Below are 17,629 nucleotides of genomic sequence, written 5' to 3' on the forward strand. Positions count from 1 at the left end.
CCGCAGTAAAGGAGAGGAAATGACCGCCCAAATCACCGTAGAGGAACTGTCCGGGCTCATGAAGAAGGCCGCTGGGGTCACCGTCGCCCCACAGGAGCTTGAGCAGCAGAGCGACGTGGGCTTCGACGTCCTCGGCGTCGACTCGCTCGGCCTGCTCGGCATCGTGGGCGAGCTGGAGAACCGGCACGGCACGCCGATGCCGCCGGACGCGGAGCGCTGCAGGACCCCCCGGCAGTTCCTCGACCTCGTCAACAGCACACTCATGGCAGGAGCCTGACATGGCCGGACACACGCAGAACGAGATCACCATCGCCGCACCGCTGGACCTCGTCTGGGACATGACCAACGATCTCGACAACTGGCCGCGGCTGTTCAGTGAGTACGCGTCCTGTGAGGTCCTCTCCCAGGAGGGCAGGAAGACGACGTTCCGGCTCACCATGCACCCGGACGAGAACGGCACCGTGTGGAGCTGGGTCTCCGAGCGCGAGCCGGACCGCGGTGCCCTGAGTGTCAAGGCCCGCCGCGTGGAGACGGGTCCCTTCGCCTACATGAACATCCACTGGCAGTACGAGGAGGTGCCCGCGGGCATCCGTATGGTCTGGACGCAGGACTTCGAGATGAAGCCGGACGCGCCCGTGGACGACGACTGGATGACCGACAACATCAACCGGAACTCCAAGGTCCAGATGGCTCTGATCCGGGACAAGATCGAGCAGGCCGCCGCCGGGCATCGGCCCGCCGCGCCGGCCATGGCCGACTGAACCGGACGGAGGTCCAACCGATGAACCAGTCGCCGAACCAGTCGCCGCACCAGGCACTCATCGTCGCCCGGATGGCCCCCGGCTCGGGCCCCGACATCGCCAAGATCTTCGAGGAGTCCGACCGGGGAGAACTGCCGCATCTGATCGGTGTCACACGGCGCAGCCTCTTCCAGTTCGGCGATGTGTACATGCACCTGGTCGAGTCGGAGCGCGAGCCCGGACCGGCCATCGCCAAGGTGACCGGGCACCCCGAGTTCCGGGACATCAGCGAGCGGCTGTCCGCGTACGTCAGCGCCTACGACCCGGCCACCTGGCGCTCGCCGAAGGACGCCATGGCGCAGCGCTTCTACCTCTGGGAGCGGGAGCGCGCGCACTGAACCATCCCGTCCGGCACATCCCCGGACGGCCATCGGTCGCCGGGCCCGCGGTGATGGCGGGCCCGGCGACCGATGGTTTTGTGTGCCGTGGGTGTCAGCCGGGCACGTGGCACTCGAACGCGTGCAGGTACGGGTTGACCGGACGCATCTCGTCCACCACCAGGCCCGCCTCCGTCAGCCGGCTCACCATGCTGTCGGTGGTGTGCTTGGCGCCGCCGACGTTGAGGAGCAGCAGCAGGTCCATCGCGGTGCTGAACCGCATCGACGGGGTGTCGTCGACGAGGTTCTCGATGACCACGACCCGGGTGCCGGGGCCGCCCGCCTCGATGACGTTGCGCAGCAGCCTGGCGGTGCTCTCGTCGTCCCACTCCAGGATGTTCTTGATGACGTAGACGTCGGCCTCGACCGGGACCGCGACGCGGACGTCGCCGGGCACGATCCGGGCGCGGTCGGCGAGGTCGCCGCCCTCGCGCAGCCTCGGTACGGCGTTCTCCACCACGCGGGGCAGGTCGAGCAGACTGCCGCGCATCGCCGGGTACTTGTCGAGGAGGCAGGCCACCACGTGCCCCTGGCCGCCGCCGATGTCCGCGACCGACCGGCAGTGCGACAGGTCGAGCAGGGCCGCGACCTCCCGCGCCGACTGCTCGCTCGAGGTGGTCATGGCCCGGTTGAAGACGTCCGCCGACTCGGGGGCGTCCTCGTTGAGGTACTCGAAGAACTCCTTGCCGTAGAGGTCCTCCACGACGTTGTGGCCGGTGCGCACGGCCTCGTCCAGCCTGGGCCAGGCGTCCCAGGTCCACGGCTCGGTGCACCACAGCGAGATGTCGCGCAGGCTCCGCGGGTCGTCCTCGCGCAGCAGCCGGGACATCTCGGTGTGCGCGAACATCCCGTCCGGGCGCTCCTCGAAGACGCCGTAGCAGGACAGCGCGCGCAGCAGCCGGCGCAGCGGCTTGGGTTCGGTCTTCACTGCGGCCGCGAGGTCCTCCACGGCCAGCGGGGACTCGCCGAGGGCGTCGGCGACGCCGAGCCGGGCGGCGGCGCGGACGGCGGCGGCACAGGCCGCGCCGAATACGAGCTCTCGCAGCCGCATGGACGGCGGTGGGGCGGTGGGTGCGGTGGTCATGTGCCGCCTTCCTTCCTGGTTGTCGGTGGCTGTCGTGGGTGGCTGTCGTCGGTGGTTCACGGGTGGCCGGTGACGGTGCGGCTCAGCACATGCCCGACGGCTTGGAGGCCCGGCAGGTGTTGCCGGTGAAGGAGTTGTCGCGGCCGGGGTCGGTGTTGACCAGGTCCGCGGGGGCGTTGCCGTCGAGCGTGTTGTCGCTGACGCGGTTGCGCTCGCTGGTGGCGCCGACGAAGCTCTTGAACAGCACGACACCGCCGGACAGCGGCGACTCGCCCACGTTGTCCGTGATGACGTTCCGGGTGACCTCGGTCTCCTCGGCGCCGGTCAGGACGACGCCGGAGCCCTGGAGGGCGGGCAGCCGCTCGGTCTTCGGGCAGGACTTGTTGTTCTTGACGATGGTGTTGTCGCGGACGCTGATGGCGCCGGCCCGCGGCATGTTCTCGTCGCCCACGACGAAGACGCCCACGCAGTTGGCGGTGATGTAGTTGTCGTTGACGGAGAGGGTGCGCAGGCGCCGGACGGTGAGGCCGATCCGGTTGTTCTCCAGCCGGTTGTCCTCGATCACGGTGCCGCTGGTGTCGGCGGCGCCCTCCTCGGCGGAGACGGTGTTGGCGAGGAACAGGCCCGCGTCGCCGTTGCCGGTGGCGTGGTTCTGCCGGAGCGTGCTGCGGGTGGAGCGCTCCTGGGCGATGCCCCAGACCTTGTTGTCCACGGCGTGCACCTTGCGCACGGTCAGCCCGTCGGTCGCCATGGCGAACACCCCGCTGTGCGCGAAGCCGGTCACCGTCAGGTTGGAGACGGTGACGCCTTCCAGGCTCGCGGTCTTGGTGCCGATGACGCAGATGCCGTTGCCCTTCTCGGCGCAGCTGCCGGTGGTCGGCGTGGTGCCGTCCGGCTTGCTCGGCTTGTCGGGCACCGCCACCGTCGGATCCGGCTTGATCATGGTGGTCCGGCCCGAACCGCGCAGCGTCAGCCCGGACTTGGTGATCTTGACGCTCTCGTAGTAGTTGCCGGGCAGCACCAGGACGGTGTCACCGGGCTGGGCGGCGTCCACCGCCTTCTGGATCGACTCGCCCGGATGAACGATGAGGGTCGAGTGAGCGGCGGTGGCCGGGGTGGCCCCGAGTCCGGCGCCGAGCAGTGCGGCGGTGCACCCCAGGTAGGCAATATGGCATTTTTTCATATCTCGCACGTTATGACTGATAAGCCTAAGTTTGGCCGGATGAGCCATCCGGCGGCGTGTCCCGGTGATACTGACGGATGTGAACCGGGTCAGCGGATTTCGTCGGGGGCTGCGGGCGGTCGCGGCCTATGTGCGCGGCGCCCCGGGAACGTACGTCTGGCTGCTGATCCTGTTCGTCACGACCGTCGCCCTGCACCACATGTCACCGGCCTTCGAGCACGACTTCCTGCGGCAGCGGTCCACCAACATCCACGAGCTGTCGCGGCATCCCCTGCGGGTGCTGGTCACCAGCGCCATGTGGATCGACGGCGGGCACTGGCTGCCGTACGTCGTCCTGTTCACGGTCTTCCACGCGCAGGCGGAGCACTGGCTCGGCACGGCACGCTGGCTCGCCGTGTGCGTGGCCGCGCACGTGCTCGCGACGCTGATCAGCGAGGGCACCCTGCTGCTGGCCGTCCGCGCCGGACACGCCCCGCGCTCGGCGGTCGACACCCTGGACATCGGGGTGAGTTACGCCCTGGCGGGCGTCGTCGCCGTGCTCGTCTACCGGATCGCGGCGCCCTGGCGGTACGCGTACCTGGCGGCCGTGTTCGCCGTCTACGGCGTCCCGCTGGCCGCCGGGCGCACCTTCACCGACTTCGGTCACCTCGTCGCCGTACTGATCGGTCTGGGCTGCTATCCGCTGGTCAGAGGCTGCGGAAAAGCATGGAATCCGAAGGAGACACCGGCCGCCCTCAGGGGTTAACGTCCCGCCATGAACAGCTCGGCAAGCGGTGTCGTCAACGGCGGTGTCTCCTTCTGGTACGCGGACCAGGGCCTACCCGAGGCCCGCGAGCCGCTCTCCGGCGACGCGACCGCCGACGTCGTCATCGTCGGCGGCGGCTACACGGGACTGTGGACCGCGTACTACCTGAAGAAGGCCGCCCCCTTCCTCCGTATCACCGTCCTGGAGCAGAAGTTCTGCGGCTACGGCGCCTCCGGACGCAATGGTGGCTGGCTCTACAACGGCATCGCGGGCCGCGACCGGTACGCGAGGCTGCACGGCAAGGAGGCCGCCGTACGCCTCCAGCAGGCGATGAACGCCACCGTGGACGAGGTGATCGCGGCCGCCGCCGCCGAGGGCATCGACGCCGACCTGCACAAGGGCGGCGTACTGGAAGTGGCGACCACACCGGCGCAGTTGGCGCGGCTGCGGGCCTTCCACGAACACGAACTCTCGTACGGCGAGAAGGACCGCGAGCTGTACGGCGCCCGCGAGGCGCGGGAGCGGATCCGGGTCGCCGACGCGGTGGGCGCCGGCTGGACCCCGCACGGCGCGCGCCTGCACCCGGTCAAGCTGGTGAAGGGGCTCGCGGCGGCCGTGGAGGCGCTCGGAGTCGAGATCCACGAGTCGACACCGGTCACGGAGATCCGGTCCAAGCACGCCGTGACCCCCTACGGCACGGTCCGCGCCCCCTACGTGCTGCGCTGTACCGAGGGCTTCACCGCCAACCTCAAGGGCCAGAAGCGCACCTGGCTCCCGATGAACTCCTCGATGATCGCCACCGAGCCGCTCACCGACGCGCAGTGGGACGCCGTCGGCTGGGACGGCCGGGAGACCCTGGGCGACATGGCGCACGCCTACATGTACGCCCAGCGCACCGCCGACGGCCGTATCGCGCTGGGCGGGCGCGGGGTGCCGTACCGCTTCGGCTCGCGCACCGACAACGACGGCCGCACCCAGGAGGCGACGGTCGAGGCGCTGCGCGACATCCTGGTCCGCTTCTTCCCGTCCCTCGCCGGACTGCGGATCGAGCACGCCTGGTCCGGTGTCCTCGGCGTGCCGCGCGACTGGTGCGCGACCGTCACCCTGGACCGCTCGACCGGCCTCGGCTGGGCGGGCGGCTACGTCGGCTCGGGCGTCGCCACCGCCAACCTGGCCGCCCGCACCCTGTGCGACCTGGTCCAGCAGGACTCCGGCCAGGGCGGCCGCACCGAGCTGACCGACCTGCCGTGGGTGAACCACAAGGTGCGCAAGTGGGAGCCGGAGCCGCTGCGCTGGCTGGGCGTCCAGGGCATGTACGCCACCTACCGCGCCGCCGACGAACGCGAGCGGCTCCACCCGGGGGCCGAGTCCTCGCGTCTGGCCCGGCTGGCGGACCGGGTGGCGGGGCGGCACTGAGCGCTCCGCCGTTGTCAGTGGGTGGGTGCAGCATGGGGGCATGACGAGGAGAGCCACCGGCGGCGGGACAGGGGCAGGATCAGAGGCACGGGCGGGGGCACGGACAGGGGCACGGGCGGGTGTGCGGCCGGCGCGGCGGCCGGAGTTGCGGCTGCCCTCGCTGTCGGCGTTCGACGGCGGGGAGCTGGAGCCGGACGGGGACTACGACGGCCTGGACTTCGGGGAGACGGACCTGGCCGGACAGGACGGCAGCGGGGCCCGTTTCATGGACTGCGCGCTGACGGGCTGCGCCCTGGACGGGACCCGGCTGCACCGCGCCCGCCTGCTGGACACGGTTCTCACCGGCATCCGGGGCGTGGGCACCGACCTCGCCGAGTCCACCCTGCGGGACGTCCGGCTGACCGACGCCCGGCTGGGCGGCACCCAGCTGCACGGTGCCGTCCTGGAACGGGTGCTGATCCGGGGCGGCAAGATCGACTACCTCAACCTGCGCTCCGCGAAGCTCACCGACGTCGTCTTCGAGGGCTGCGTCCTGGTCGAACCGGACTTCGCGAACGCCGCCCTGGAGCGGGTGGAGTTCGTGGACTGCGTGCTGAAGGGGGTGGATCTGGGCGGGGCGACCCTGAAGGACGTGGATCTGCGCGGGGCCGCTTCGCTGGAGATCGCGCGGGGGGTGGAGCGGTTGGCGGGGGCGACGGTTTCGCTGGGGCAGCTGCTGGACCTGGCGCCGGTGCTGGCGGCGGAACTCGGTATCCGGGTCGAGTGACCGGGGTCGGGTGATCGGGGTCGATCCGGGCGGCCGACGCCGCCGTCGGCTCACGCGCCCGTCGGCTCACTTCACCCGTGGGAAGCGTGCCTGAAGCGTCCAGATCGCCGGGTTCTCGGCCAGGTCGTCATGCAGGTCGGTCAGATCGGCGAGCAGGTCGTGCAGGAAGTCCCGCGCCTCACGGCGCAGGTCGGCGTGGGAGAAGGTGAGCGGCGGTTCCTCGGTCGGCATCCAGTCGGCCTCGATGTCGACCCATCCGAAGCGCCGCTCGAACAGCATGCAGTCGGTGGACTCGGTGAAGTCGAGCTCCGCCCGCTGCGGCCGGGACGCCCGCGATCCCGCCGGGTCCCGGTCGATCCGCTCCACGATGTCGCACAGCGCCCACGCGAAGTCCAGCACCGGCACCCATCCCCAGGCTGTGGACAGCTCCCGGTCCGCCTTGGTGTCGGCGAGGTACACGTCCCCGCAGAACAGGTCGTGCCGCAGCGCGTGGACGTCCGCGCGCCGGTAGTCGGTCTGGGGCGGGTCGGGGAAGCGGTTGGAGAGGGCGTAGCCGATGTCGAGCACGTAGCTGATGGTGTCACGGCCCTCGTAGGATCACTGACATGTCCAGGTCCGTACGTCCTGTCCAGGCCGGCACCCCGGCCGTCGCCGCCGTGCTCGCCCTCGCGCTCACCCTGACCGCCTGCGACGGCGGAGTGCGGGGCACCCCCGGCGGCTCGGGTCTCGGCGGGGTGCGCGACCCGTACTTCCCCAAGGCGGGCAACGGCGGCTACGACGTCGGCCACTACGGCCTGACCCTCTCCTACGACCCCGGAAACCACCGCCTCACCGGCGAGGCGGTGATCACGGCCCGCGCCACCGAGGACCTGTCCGCGTTCGACCTGGACCTGAAGGGCCTGGACGTCCGGGACGTCACCGTGGAGGGCAGACCCGCCCGCTTCGACCGGGCCGGCCAGGAGCTGACCATCCGCCCGCACGACGACCTGGACAAGGGCGAGACGTTCAGCACGACCGTCCGCTACTCGGGCACCCCGCAGACGATCACCGACCCGGACGGCTCCGAGGAGGGCTGGCTGCGCACGGCGGACGGCGCCCTCGCCCTCGGCGAGCCCACCGGTTCGATGGCCTGGTTCCCCGGCAACGACCACCCCTCGGACAAGGCGTCCTACGACGTGACGGTCACCGTGCCCAAGGGCCTCCAGGCCGTCTCCAACGGTGAGTTGCGCAGCGAGCGGACGACAGGGAACCGCACCACCTTCACCTGGCACACCGCCGAACCGATGGCCACCTACGTCGCCACCCTCGCCGTCGGCCACTACGACATCACCCGCCCCGCCCTCAAGAGCGGGCTGCCCGCCTACGTGGCCGTCGACCCGACGCAGACCGAGGAGAGCCGCACGGTGCTGGCGAAGATCCCCGAGATCATGGAGTGGGCGGAGACCAACTTCGGCCCGTACCCCTTCTCCTCCACCGGCGCGATCGTCGACCGCCACGACGACGCGGGCTACGCCCTGGAGACCCAGAACCGCCCCGTCTTCCCGGGCGCCCCGGACACCTGGACGCTCGTCCACGAGCTGGTCCACCAGTGGTACGGCGACTCGGTCACCCCGAAGACCTGGCAGGACATGTGGCTCAGCGAGGGCTTCGCGACCTACGCCGAGTGGCTCTGGGAGGAGGACCACGACGGCGACACCGTGCAGCAGACCTTCGACGCGGTCTACGACGGCGACCTCGACTACTTCGACGACGCCGAAAAGGCCAAGGCCATCTGGGCGTTCCCGCCCGCGAAGCCGTCCGGTGCCGCGCACGTCTCCGACCGTCCGGTCTACGAGCGCGGCGCGATGGTCCTGCACAAGATCCGGCAGAAGGTCGGCGACGACGCCTTCTACGACATCGTCCAGGGCTGGGCCGCCGCCCACCGCCACGGCAACGCGAACACCGCCGACTTCACGGCCTACGTCGAGAAGATGGCACCGGACAAGGACTTCGACGCGATCTGGTCCGACTGGCTGTACGGCGAGGGCAAGCCCGCGCACCGATAGCGGTCTCGGCGCTACTCGTCCTCCGGCGGCGCGCCGAGCGCCCTGCGCAGTACGGCGCAGGGGCGGCCCCGCTGGCGGTCCGGACGGTGGGCGACGACCTCGTAGCCGAGCGAGGTCCAGAAGGCGAGCGCGGCGGGGTTGTTGTCGAGCACGGCCAGGCGGACGGCCGTACGCCCGGCGGCACGGAACCGGTCCTCGACAAGCCCCGCGATCCGCCGCCCGTGCCCTTGCCGCCGCACGTCGGCGTCGACCATCAGAAGCCCGATCCAGGGATCCGGATCGGCCGGGTCGGGGTGGTGGGCGAGAGTGACGACGACCCCGGCGAGCCGCCCCTCGCTCCGCGCGAGCAGCACCTCCGCACCGGGATGCGCCAGCTCGTCGGCCAACGCCTTCGCCACCTGCTCCGGCCGGACATCGTCCGGATCCGGGAACTCCCCGCTGAGCGCGTGGAAGTCGCGGTTGGAGGCGTAGAGCGCGGTCAGTTCGGTGAGCAGGGGGCCCGGGATGTCGTCACCGGGGGTCAGAGCCTCAAGGATCACCGGGGAAAGCTAGCGCGAGGGGCCGGACCGAGCGGTCCGGCCCCTCGGCACGAGGCTTCGTCAGACGTTGACGCCGAAGTCCTGGGCGATGCCCACCAGGCCGGAGGCGTAGCCCTGGCCGACGGCGCGGAACTTCCACTCGGCGCCGTTGCGGTACAGCTCGCCGAAGACCATGGCCGTCTCGGTGGCGGCGTCCTCGGAGAGGTCGTAGCGGGCGATCTCGGCGCCGCCGGCCTGGTTGACGATGCGGATGTAGGCGTTGCGGACCTGGCCGAAGTTCTGGCCGCGGTTCTCCGCGTCGTAGATGGAGACCGGGAAGACGATCTTCTCGATGTCGGCGGGGAGCGCGGCGAGGTTGACGTTGATCGCCTCGTCGTCGCCGGAGCCCTCGCCGGTGCGGTTGTCACCGGTGTGGACGATCGAGTTGTCCGGGGTCTGCTTGTTGTTGAAGAAGACGAAGTGGGCGTCCGAGTAGACCTTGCCCTGCGTGTTCACCGCGATGGCGGAGGCGTCCAGGTCGAAGTCCGTGCCGGTGGTGGTGCGGACGTCCCAGCCGAGGCCCACGGTGACGGCGGTCAGGCCCGGAGCCTCCTTGGTGAGCGAGACGTTGCCACCCTTGGACAGGCTTACAGCCATTGTTGGGAGTCCCTTCCCTAGTTCTGTTTGCGCACGAAGTTAACCTCACCCCGGACAACGCCGGGAGGGGCCCGGATGGTTCCGGCGTGCCGGAAATGCAGGTGACGTGGACGGTACGCAGCCGTCACCATGGACGCATGTCCGGTCCTCACGTCATCCGCGGCTCCGTCTCCCTGCCCGAGGCCGAGCTGGTGTGGCGTTTCTCGCGGTCGTCCGGTCCGGGCGGGCAGCACGTCAACACCAGCGACTCCCAGGTGGAGCTGCGCTTCGACCTCGCGAACACCGAGGCACTGCCCGAGGTGTGGAAGCGGCGGGCGCTGGAGCGGCTCGCCGGGCGGCTGGTCGGCGGGGTCGTCACCGTACGGGCCTCCGAGCACCGTTCCCAGTGGCGCAACCGCGAGACCGCAGCCGTACGCCTGGCCGCCCTGCTCGCGGAAGCGACCGCGCCGCCGCCCAAGCCCCGCAAACCCACCCGTATCCCGCGCGGCATCAACGAACGCCGCCTCCGTGAGAAGAAACAGCGCGCGGACACCAAGCGGGGCCGGTCCGGCCGGGACTGGGGCTGAGCCGACAAGGTCGGCCGGTCCGCTCGCGGCCTGCCCGGGTGCGGCCTATCCGAGGTCGAGTACCCCCACCGTCTGTCCCCCGCTGGTCTCGTCGGTCCGGGTGAAGCCGAGCCGGCGGTAGAACTCCTCCGGGCCCGTCGGGCCGGGATGCCATGTGACGTACAGCTGTTTTCGGCCGAGGCGGCGGAGCTCGTCGGCCACGGACTCGACGGCGAAGCGGCCGTAGCCCCTGCCCTGCTCGCCCTCGGCGATGTTCAGGCGCCACAGGCCGGAGCGGCGGACCGTGCCGTCGCCGTGCCAGTCGATGTCGAGGAAGGCCATCAGGAAGCCGACCGGACGGCCGTCGCCGCCCCCGTCCTCGCCGCCGTCCCCGTCGTCCACCGTGTCGTCCACGATGAGACGCGGCCAGGCCACCCCTGGATGGACGTACGCCTCGGCCAGTGACTTCACGACGGGTGCGACCGCGTGTTCCTGATCGGGCCGTACGCGAATGGCGAGGGCAGCGTCCACATTTCCGGGTGTGATTTCCACGAGGCGAGGAGGCATGCCGGGAACCTACGACGCCGGTTCCGCGGCGCGCGAGCGGATTTCCGCGGCGCCCATTCCCGGATCAGCCCAACTGCCGGTACTTGCCCCGGAAATGCAGCAGCGGACCGTCGTCGCCCGTGGGCGTGCGCGCGGCGAGCACGCGGCCGATCACCAGGGTGTGGTCCCCGGCCGTCACCCGCTGCTCGGTGCGGCACTCCAGGTTCGCCAGGGTGCCGGTGATCAGGAGCGCGCCGGAGACCTCGCCGCGTTCGTGCGGGAGGTCGGCGAAGAGCAGGCGGTCGCTGACGCGGCCCTTCATGGCGAAGCGGCCCGCGATGTGGCGCTGGGTGTCGGGGAGGACGGAGACCGCCCAGAGCGGCTGCTCGGCGAGGAGGTCGTCCATGCGGGAGCCCTCGCGCAGGCTGACCAGGACCAGCGGCGGGTCCAGGGAGACCGACACGAAGGCGGTGGCGGTCATGCCGACGTCCTCGCCGCCCGGCGCCATGGGGTCGTCCGGGTCGAGCGGCGGTTCCTGCGCGGTCACCAGGACCACACCCGCGGCCAGCCGGGACATGGCGGCCCGGAACTCGTCGTTGCTCACTCCCTCAGCATGCCGGGCGGCGGGGGCGGGTGAGGGGGAGGCGGGAGGGATGTTCAGCACCCTGGAACGCTAATCCCCGGCCCGCTCGCCCCGCATCGGGCCCCGGTCGGAGTAAACGGCGGCCGAGGACCTAGGACCGCCGGAGGGGGCGCCGTTCGTGCATGATGGGCCCACGGCCGCGAAAGATTTCGCTCAGGGAATCCACAGGGAAAACGCAGAAACTCCACTCAATTGTTCATGTTTCCATGTGACTTGAGTCACAAGCCGTACTAATTGTTGACCCTGTGTACCGAGTGAGCAGCGCGCTGTGATTCAGTGGCGGGGAGAGGCCGAAGGGAACCCTTGATTCGCTGCGAGAACTCGGGGGGAGGGCGAGCATGGAGACCGAGTCGGAGCCGTATGTCCGTCTTGCGTCCCTGCGACAGTTGCACCAGGTCATGGCCGACATCAACACGGCACGCAGCCTGGCGGACACACTCCAGACCGTGGCCGACGGCGCGGTCAACGCCCTCGGCTACGAGATGGCGGCGGTCAACCTCGTGCGCCCCGACGGCGACCTGGTCGTCGCCGCCCTCGCCGGAAACCCCGCCGCCGAAGCCCTGATCACCGGCCGGGTCGGCTCCCGCGAGTCCTGGGACCGCCGTCTGGCCATGGGCGAGTCCTGGGGCGACCTGCGGTTCATACCGCACACCGAGGGATGGGTCCTGGACGACGACGACGTCCCGCAGTGGTTCACCGACGGTCCCGCGCCCCGCTTCGAGGACGAGTGGCACCCCTCCGACCGGCTCTTCGCGCCCATGTACACGCCCGGCGTGCAGGGCGGCGGCTCCTCCGGCGAACTGCTCGGCGTGATCTCCGTGGACCGGCCGCGCAACGGCCGCCTTCCCGGCGCGTGGGGGCGCGAGGCGCTCCAGATGTTCGCGTTCCAGGCCGCCATCGCGATCAGCAACGCCCGGCTCAGGGCCAACATGCAGCGCGCCCTGGTCCGCCTGGAGCGGGAACAGCAGGCGCTGCGCGCCAGCGAGGAAAGCTTCCGGCAGGCCTTCGAGTACGCCCCCTCCGGCATGGCCATCGCCGAGATGGGCGGCGACCAGCACGGCCGCATCCTGCGCACCAACGACGCCCTGTGCCGACTGCTCGGCCGGCCCGCCTCCGCGATGCGCCGCTACTCCTTCTCCGACCTCGTCCATCCCGAGGACATAGGCACGCTGCTGCGCACCTCCGCCGAGGGCGGGCGCGCCGAGCTGCGGCTCGGCAGGCGCGACGGGACGTACGTCTGGGTGTCGCTGCGCAACAGCGTGGTCGCCGACGCCGCCGACGGCCCCCGCTTCCTGCTCACCCACGTCGAGGACATAGAGGAGCGCAAGCGCCGCGAGCTCCAGCTCGCTCACCGCGCCTCCCACGACTCGCTCACCGGCCTGCCGAACTCCGCCGAGCTGCGCTCGCGGCTGTCCGCCCGGATCTGCCAGCGGCCCGTCCGTCCCGGTGTGATCGAGTCCTTCGACGCGGTCTACGAGCACCCCGCCTTCGACGTGAACGGCCACGCCTTCGACTTCATGGCCGCCGCGCAGGCGTACGACGGCTTCGACCACCATGTGCACACGGTCGCGCCGGAGGGGGAGCAGGACGACGGCACCAAGGGGCTCGCGGTGCTCTTCTGCGACCTCGACGGCTTCAAGTCGATCAACGACAGGTTCGGGCACAACGCGGGCGACGCGGTTCTCATCGAGGTCGCCCGGCGGCTGACGCGTGGTGTGCGCGACGGGGACACCGTGGCCCGGCTCGGCGGCGACGAGTTCGTGATCCTGGCCGACGGACTCGGCAAGGCGGACGCGCAGGACCTCGCCGTACGGCTGCGCAACGAGATCATCCAGCCGATCCGGGCCGAGGGCCGGGCCGTGCGGGTGGGCGTCAGCTTCGGGATCGGGTGGGCGCACTGCGGCATGACCGCGGACGAGGTGCTGAAATCGGCCGACGAGCGGATGTACGTCGAGAAACGATCTCGCCCCAAGCAGCACCGCCGTGCCGGATGAGTCACATGTCGCCCCAGGTTGTCGCAGGTCACCGCAGGGCCATGGGCGTTGAAGCGAGCTGAGTCACCCGTTTGGGCCAGTGAGAGCGGGTAGGCTCGGCACTCGATACCTGTGTACGAATCGGCCCGCACCTGCTTGAGGAGACCAAGGGATGACGCCCGGCGACAACGGCGCGAGCGCGCCCGAGGACGACGACCCGTTCGGCTATCTGTACGCCGACGGCCAGGCCAGAGGGGCCCAGCCGCCGTCCAGTGGCTACGGCTACCCGAACTCGGTGGGCAGGGCGCGTCCGGTCGGCGAGCGGACCTACGGCGGTCAGCAGGCGCAGTACGGCCAGACGGTCCCGCAGCAGCAGACCGCTTCCTACGGTCAGCCGTCCCCGCACGGTCAGCCGAACGCGCACTACCAGGCCCCGGAGACCGTCCCGGGCGGCGCGGGGCCCCGGCAGCCGATGCCCCCGTCCGGCGGTGACAACGATGGCGGCCGGGGTCGCGGCCCGAACACCAAGGGTCTGCTGATCGGCGCGGTCGCGGTGGTCGCCGCGGTCGTCATCGGCATCAGCCTGGCCGTGATCAACGGCAATTCGGACGACGACAAGTCCGGCGACCACGCCGGTTCCACCGCGACCCAGTCGCAGAGCTCCGCGCCGAAGCCGTCCAGTTCCGGCAAGGGCTCCGGCTCGGACGAGCTGCCGAAGACCGACGCGAAGACGCTCCGCCTGGAGGGCGGGACCACCACGGCGTCCGAGTTCGAGGGCGCCAAGGCCGACGGCGGCGTCTATGTGACCGGCTTCAACCAGGTCGGGGCGAAGGTCACCTGGACCACGGACGTGCAGAAGGCCGGCACCTACCGGCTCTATGTGCGCTACGGCGTCCCGGGCACCGATGCCAGCGCGACGTTGCAGGTCAACGGCAAGGACAGCCCGCAGCCGCTGAACATGAAGAACTTCGGCAACACGCCCAAGGGCGACTGGGCGAAGGGCTGGAAGACCACCTGGGCCAACGTCAACCTCACCGCCGGCACCAATACGATCGTCGTCGCCTGCGCCGCCGGCAACCAGTGCGACGCCGTACTGGACCAGTTCTCGATCACCAAGTAGCCGAGGTCACGCCGCCGTGACCTCACCGGTCACCGTGACCCGCGCGAGCAGTTCCGCGTAGGCCGCGGGGTCGAACTCGCCCGCCACCGGGGCCCGTACGGTCGCCGCCGACAGGGCGACCGCGCGGGCCAGGCGGTCCGGCCAGGGGAGGTTCTCCACCAGGCCGGACAGCAGGCCCGCGACCGCCGAGTCGCCGGCACCGGTCGGGTTGCCGCGCAGGCAGGCGGGCGGGGCGGCCCGCCAGTGGCCGTCCGGGGTGTGGGCGAGGAGGCCCTGGGCGCCCAGGGAGGCCACCACCGCGCGGGCTCCCCGGCGCCGGGCGTCCTGGGTCGCGCGCAGCGGCTCGTGTGAGCCGGTGAGTTCGGCCAGTTCGCCGGAGTTCGGCTTGATGATGTCGGGCCGGGCCGCGACACCGCGCCGCAGTGGTTCGCCGCCGGTGTCCAGCAGGACGGGCACACCGGCGGCCCGCGCACCGCGCACCAGCCCCGCGTACGCACCCACCGGCACCCCCGGCGGCAGGCTGCCGCACAGGGCCACCGCCGTCGCGCCGTCCAGCAGGTTGACGTAGGCGTCCTGGAAGGCGGCCCACTCGGCCGGGCCGATCTGCGGGCCGGGCTCGTTCAACTGGGTGGTGTCGCCGGTCAGCTCGTCGACCACGGCGACCGTGCGCCGGGTCGCCCCGGCGACCGGGAGCAGCGCGTCCGTCACCCCCGGGGTGTCCGCGAGCCGTTCCCGCACGGCACGCCCGGTGCCGCCGCCCGCGAACCCGGTGGCCGTCACCTCGTGCCCGAGGGCGGCGAGTACCCGGGCCACGTTCAGGCCCTTGCCGCCCGGCCGTTCACGGACGTCCGTGACCCGGTGGGCCGAGTGCGGCCGCAGGGACCGTACCCGGTAGGTGATGTCGAGAGCGCTGTTCAGCGTGACCGTGAGGATCACCGGCCCGACCTCCCTCGGCATACGCGCGTCCGCCGTCGTCCGCTGTCCGTTGCGGGGCCCGATCATGCCAAAGAGACGGCGACCGGCCCAGACCTCGGGTCGGCCACCGTCTTCCAGCCCGGCGCAGTATCAGGGCAGTTGGGGCGCGACCACCCATTCCCCCCGGCGCATCACGCCCCTGAGTTCGAACGTCTCGTCCAGAAGCACCAGGTCGGCGTCCTTGCCGGACTCCAGCGAGCCGATGGTGTCGTAGCGTCCCAGCAGCCGGGCCGGGTTGGCGGACAGCGCCCGGACCACGTCCGGCACGGGAAGCCGGTCGACGGTCACCGCCCGCTTGAAGGCGCGGTCCAGGGTGAGGGTGGACCCGGCGATCGAGCCGCCCTCCACCAGACGGGCGACACCGTCGCTGACCTCGACCTCCAGCGGGCCGAGCAGATAGCGGCCGTCGCCGACGCCCGCCGCGTCCATCGCGTCGGTGATGAACGCGACCCGGTCCGCGCCCGCGTGGCGGAACGCCAGTTCCAGTGCGGCCGGATGCAGATGGGTGCCGTCGTTGATCAGCTCGACGGTGACCCGCTCGTCCGCCAGGAGGGCGGCGACCGGGCCGGGGGAGCGGTGGCCGAGGGCGGGCATGGCGTTGAAGAGGTGGGTGGCCACGGTCGCGCCCGCGTCGATGGCCGCCACCGTCTGCTCGTACGTCGCGTCGGTGTGTCCCACGGCGGCGATGACCCCGTGCTCCGCCAGCAGCCGTACCGAGTCGAGTCCGCCCGGCAGTTCGGTGGCGAGGGTGACCATGGTGGCTCGGCCGTGCGCGGCGTCGATCAGTTTGCGGACGTCCGCCGGGTCGGGGTCGCGCAGCAGTTCCTCGGAGTGGGCGCCCTTGCGGCACGGCGAGATGAACGGGCCTTCGAAGTGGATGCCCGCGATGTCGCCCTGCTCGGCCAGCTCGCTCAGCAGCCCGGCCTGCCCGGCCAGGAAGTCCAGGTCGTCGGTGACGGTGGAGGCGACCAGGGTCGTGGTGCCGTGCCGGCGGTGGGTGCGCACGGCGGTGAGGGCCTCGTCGGCGGTGCCGGAGAAGGAGGCTCCGCCGCCGCCGTGGTTGTGGAGGTCGACGAAGCCGGGGACCAGCCAGTGCCCGCTCACGTCGACGACCTCCGCGTTCGCGTCCGCCGCGTCCGTGATCCTCCTGCCCTCGACGGCCACGCGCCCGTCGTCCACGATCCCGGTGGGCAGTACCACCCGTGCACCGGCGAGAACCAAGCTGGGGGCCATCAGGCGGTTACCTCCGAACGGTCCGAACGGTCTGAGCGGTCTGGATGGTCTGAACGGTCACCGGCACGGGCGGTGGTTTCGAGGAGGGCCCGGGCGAGGAGTCCGGCGCCCAGGCATCCTGCGGTGTCGCCGAGGGCGGCGGGGACGATCGTCGGCGGCCGCTGGAAGGTGACGCGCCGTCGGACGGCCTCGCGCAGCGGCGTGAACAGGGTGTCCCCGGCCTCGGCGAGGCCGCCGCCGATGATGAGGGTGCCCGGGTCCAGCAGGGTGAGCGCGGTGACCAGTCCGTCCGCGAGCGCGTCCACGGCCGTCTGCCAGACGCGTACGGCGTCCTGGTCGCCGGCCGCGACGGCCCGGGCGCAGTCCGCGGCGTCCGCGTCCCGGTCCCCGCGGGCGGCCGCCCAGGCCTCGCTCACCGCGGCGGCGGACGCGTACCGCTCCAGGCAGCCGCGCTGCCCGCACGGGCAGGGGGTGCCGGCGGGCCGTACGACGATGTGCCCGATCTCGCCCGCGAGGCCGTGCGCCCCCGCCTCCACCCGGCCGTCCCGGCCGATGGCGCCCGCGATGCCGGTGCCGAGCGCGACGAACAGGAACCGGTCGGCCCCCCGGCCCGCTCCCATCAGGCCCTCGGCGAGGCCACCGGTGCGCACGTCGTGGCCGAGGGCGACCGGGACGCCGATCCGGGCGGCGAGCAGCTCGCGCAGGGGGACGTCCCGCCAGCCCAGGTTGGCGGAGTAGGCGGCGATGCCGCGTTCCTCGTCGATGATGCCGGGGACGGCGAGACCGAGGGCGGCGCCCGGTTCGCCGAGCTCGCGCGCGCCGTGGTCGCGCAGGTCGGCGGCGAAGCCGAGGATGCCCTCCACCACCGCGTCGGGCCCGCGCTCGCGGCAGGTCGGGCGGCGGTCCTGGTGCAGCAGTGTGCCGCCGTCCCCGACCAGGGCGGCCTTCATCCCGGTGCCGCCCACGTCGAGGGCGATGACATGTCTCACGGGGACAGTGTGGA

20 protein-coding genes are annotated in these 17,629 nt (G+C 71.5%); 10 read left to right on the forward strand and 10 right to left on the reverse strand.

The features are described 5' to 3' along the window. Positions 1–19: 19 nt before the first annotated feature. From ACIPK3_RS14725 to ACIPK3_RS14735, 3 genes are read left to right on the forward strand one after another with little or no spacing between them, the layout of a single operon-like run. Positions 20–277, forward strand: coding sequence for an acyl carrier protein (locus tag ACIPK3_RS14725; protein ID WP_402569630.1), 258 nt, complete (start codon positions 20–22; stop codon positions 275–277). Between the two features lies 1 nt (position 278). Then, the gene (locus tag ACIPK3_RS14730) at positions 279–761 is read left to right on the forward strand and encodes an SRPBCC family protein (RefSeq protein WP_402569632.1); all 483 of its coding nucleotides are present in this window, start codon (positions 279–281) and stop codon (positions 759–761) included. Between the two features lie 20 nt (positions 762–781). Then, a complete protein-coding gene (locus ACIPK3_RS14735; protein ID WP_402569634.1) occupies positions 782–1,138 on the forward strand; it encodes a TcmI family type II polyketide cyclase in 357 nt (118 codons plus the stop codon). Positions 1,139–1,232: 94 nt separating this feature from the next. Here ACIPK3_RS14735 and ACIPK3_RS14740 read toward each other — a convergent pair whose 3' ends face one another. After that, on the reverse strand, positions 1,233–2,261 hold the full coding sequence (locus ACIPK3_RS14740) for a methyltransferase (protein WP_402569636.1): 1,029 nt from the start codon (positions 2,259–2,261) through the stop codon (positions 1,233–1,235). 82 nt (positions 2,262–2,343) lie between these two features. Next, positions 2,344–3,444, reverse strand: a complete 1,101-nt coding sequence (locus ACIPK3_RS14745; RefSeq protein ID WP_402569637.1) for a nitrous oxide reductase family maturation protein NosD — start codon at positions 3,442–3,444, stop codon at positions 2,344–2,346. A gap of 79 nt (positions 3,445–3,523) precedes the next feature. Between ACIPK3_RS14745 and ACIPK3_RS14750 the strand changes: the two genes are divergently transcribed. From ACIPK3_RS14750 to ACIPK3_RS14760, 3 genes are read left to right on the forward strand one after another with little or no spacing between them, the layout of a single operon-like run. Continuing rightward, positions 3,524–4,189 (forward strand): rhomboid-like protein, encoded by a 666-nt coding sequence (locus ACIPK3_RS14750; RefSeq protein WP_402569639.1) that lies wholly within the window; start codon positions 3,524–3,526, stop codon positions 4,187–4,189. Between the two features lie 9 nt (positions 4,190–4,198). Beyond that, positions 4,199–5,605 carry an NAD(P)/FAD-dependent oxidoreductase gene (locus ACIPK3_RS14755; protein WP_402569641.1) on the forward strand — a complete coding sequence of 469 codons (1,407 nt, stop codon included), beginning with the start codon at positions 4,199–4,201 and terminating at the stop codon, positions 5,603–5,605. A gap of 40 nt (positions 5,606–5,645) precedes the next feature. Further along, the gene (locus tag ACIPK3_RS14760) at positions 5,646–6,371 is read left to right on the forward strand and encodes a pentapeptide repeat-containing protein (RefSeq protein WP_402569643.1); all 726 of its coding nucleotides are present in this window, start codon (positions 5,646–5,648) and stop codon (positions 6,369–6,371) included. A 66-nt stretch (positions 6,372–6,437) separates the two neighbouring features. On the opposite strand, the gene ACIPK3_RS14765 is transcribed toward ACIPK3_RS14760, so the two are convergent. After that, the gene (locus tag ACIPK3_RS14765; protein WP_402569645.1) at positions 6,438–6,938 is read right to left on the reverse strand and encodes a hypothetical protein; all 501 of its coding nucleotides are present in this window, start codon (positions 6,936–6,938) and stop codon (positions 6,438–6,440) included. A gap of 38 nt (positions 6,939–6,976) precedes the next feature. Here ACIPK3_RS14765 and ACIPK3_RS14770 point away from each other — a divergent pair, with 38 nt between their 5' ends. Continuing rightward, complete coding sequence (locus ACIPK3_RS14770) at positions 6,977–8,416, forward strand: M1 family metallopeptidase (protein ID WP_402569647.1); 1,440 nt, start codon at positions 6,977–6,979, stop codon at positions 8,414–8,416. Positions 8,417–8,427: 11 nt separating this feature from the next. On the opposite strand, the gene ACIPK3_RS14775 is transcribed toward ACIPK3_RS14770, so the two are convergent. After that, on the reverse strand, positions 8,428–8,955 hold the full coding sequence (locus ACIPK3_RS14775; protein ID WP_402569649.1) for a GNAT family N-acetyltransferase: 528 nt from the start codon (positions 8,953–8,955) through the stop codon (positions 8,428–8,430). Between the two features lie 60 nt (positions 8,956–9,015). Further along, complete coding sequence (locus ACIPK3_RS14780; RefSeq protein ID WP_402569651.1) at positions 9,016–9,591, reverse strand: TerD family protein; 576 nt, start codon at positions 9,589–9,591, stop codon at positions 9,016–9,018. Between the two features lie 137 nt (positions 9,592–9,728). On the opposite strand from ACIPK3_RS14780, the gene arfB reads away from it, so the two are divergent. Continuing rightward, entirely contained in the window at positions 9,729–10,157 is a 429-nt protein-coding gene (gene arfB / locus ACIPK3_RS14785) for an alternative ribosome rescue aminoacyl-tRNA hydrolase ArfB (RefSeq protein ID WP_402569652.1), read from the forward strand. Between the two features lie 45 nt (positions 10,158–10,202). On the opposite strand, the gene ACIPK3_RS14790 is transcribed toward arfB, so the two are convergent. Together ACIPK3_RS14790 and ACIPK3_RS14795 are read right to left on the reverse strand one after the other, a co-directional pair. Beyond that, positions 10,203–10,703: a GNAT family N-acetyltransferase gene (locus ACIPK3_RS14790; RefSeq protein ID WP_402569654.1), complete on the reverse strand. Its 501-nt coding sequence runs from the start codon at positions 10,701–10,703 to the stop codon at positions 10,203–10,205. Positions 10,704–10,767: 64 nt separating this feature from the next. Then, positions 10,768–11,346, reverse strand: coding sequence for a flavin reductase family protein (locus tag ACIPK3_RS14795; protein ID WP_402569656.1), 579 nt, complete (start codon positions 11,344–11,346; stop codon positions 10,768–10,770). Between the two features lie 317 nt (positions 11,347–11,663). Between ACIPK3_RS14795 and cdgB the strand changes: the two genes are divergently transcribed. Beyond that, complete coding sequence (cdgB, locus tag ACIPK3_RS14800; protein ID WP_402569658.1) at positions 11,664–13,319, forward strand: diguanylate cyclase CdgB; 1,656 nt, start codon at positions 11,664–11,666, stop codon at positions 13,317–13,319. Positions 13,320–13,470: 151 nt separating this feature from the next. Further along, on the forward strand, positions 13,471–14,418 hold the full coding sequence (locus ACIPK3_RS14805; protein WP_402569660.1) for a CBM35 domain-containing protein: 948 nt from the start codon (positions 13,471–13,473) through the stop codon (positions 14,416–14,418). A gap of 6 nt (positions 14,419–14,424) precedes the next feature. Here the strand turns inward: ACIPK3_RS14805 and ACIPK3_RS14810 are convergent, their stop codons facing one another. The 3 genes from ACIPK3_RS14810 to ACIPK3_RS14820 all read right to left on the reverse strand — a co-directional run bounded on the left by ACIPK3_RS14810 (position 14,425) and on the right by ACIPK3_RS14820 (position 17,615). Then, on the reverse strand, positions 14,425–15,354 hold the full coding sequence (locus tag ACIPK3_RS14810; RefSeq protein WP_402570180.1) for a 1-phosphofructokinase family hexose kinase: 930 nt from the start codon (positions 15,352–15,354) through the stop codon (positions 14,425–14,427). Positions 15,355–15,483: 129 nt separating this feature from the next. Further along, positions 15,484–16,626, reverse strand: coding sequence for an N-acetylglucosamine-6-phosphate deacetylase (gene nagA, locus ACIPK3_RS14815; protein WP_402569662.1), 1,143 nt, complete (start codon positions 16,624–16,626; stop codon positions 15,484–15,486). After that, a complete protein-coding gene (locus tag ACIPK3_RS14820; protein ID WP_402569664.1) occupies positions 16,626–17,615 on the reverse strand; it encodes an ROK family protein in 990 nt (329 codons plus the stop codon). The genes nagA and ACIPK3_RS14820 overlap by 1 nt, the downstream gene beginning before the upstream one ends. Positions 17,616–17,629 lie beyond the last annotated feature (14 nt).

It is taken from the genome of Streptomyces sp. NPDC086787 (genome assembly GCF_044745865.1).
GTDB lineage: Bacteria > Actinomycetota > Actinomycetes > Streptomycetales > Streptomycetaceae > Streptomyces.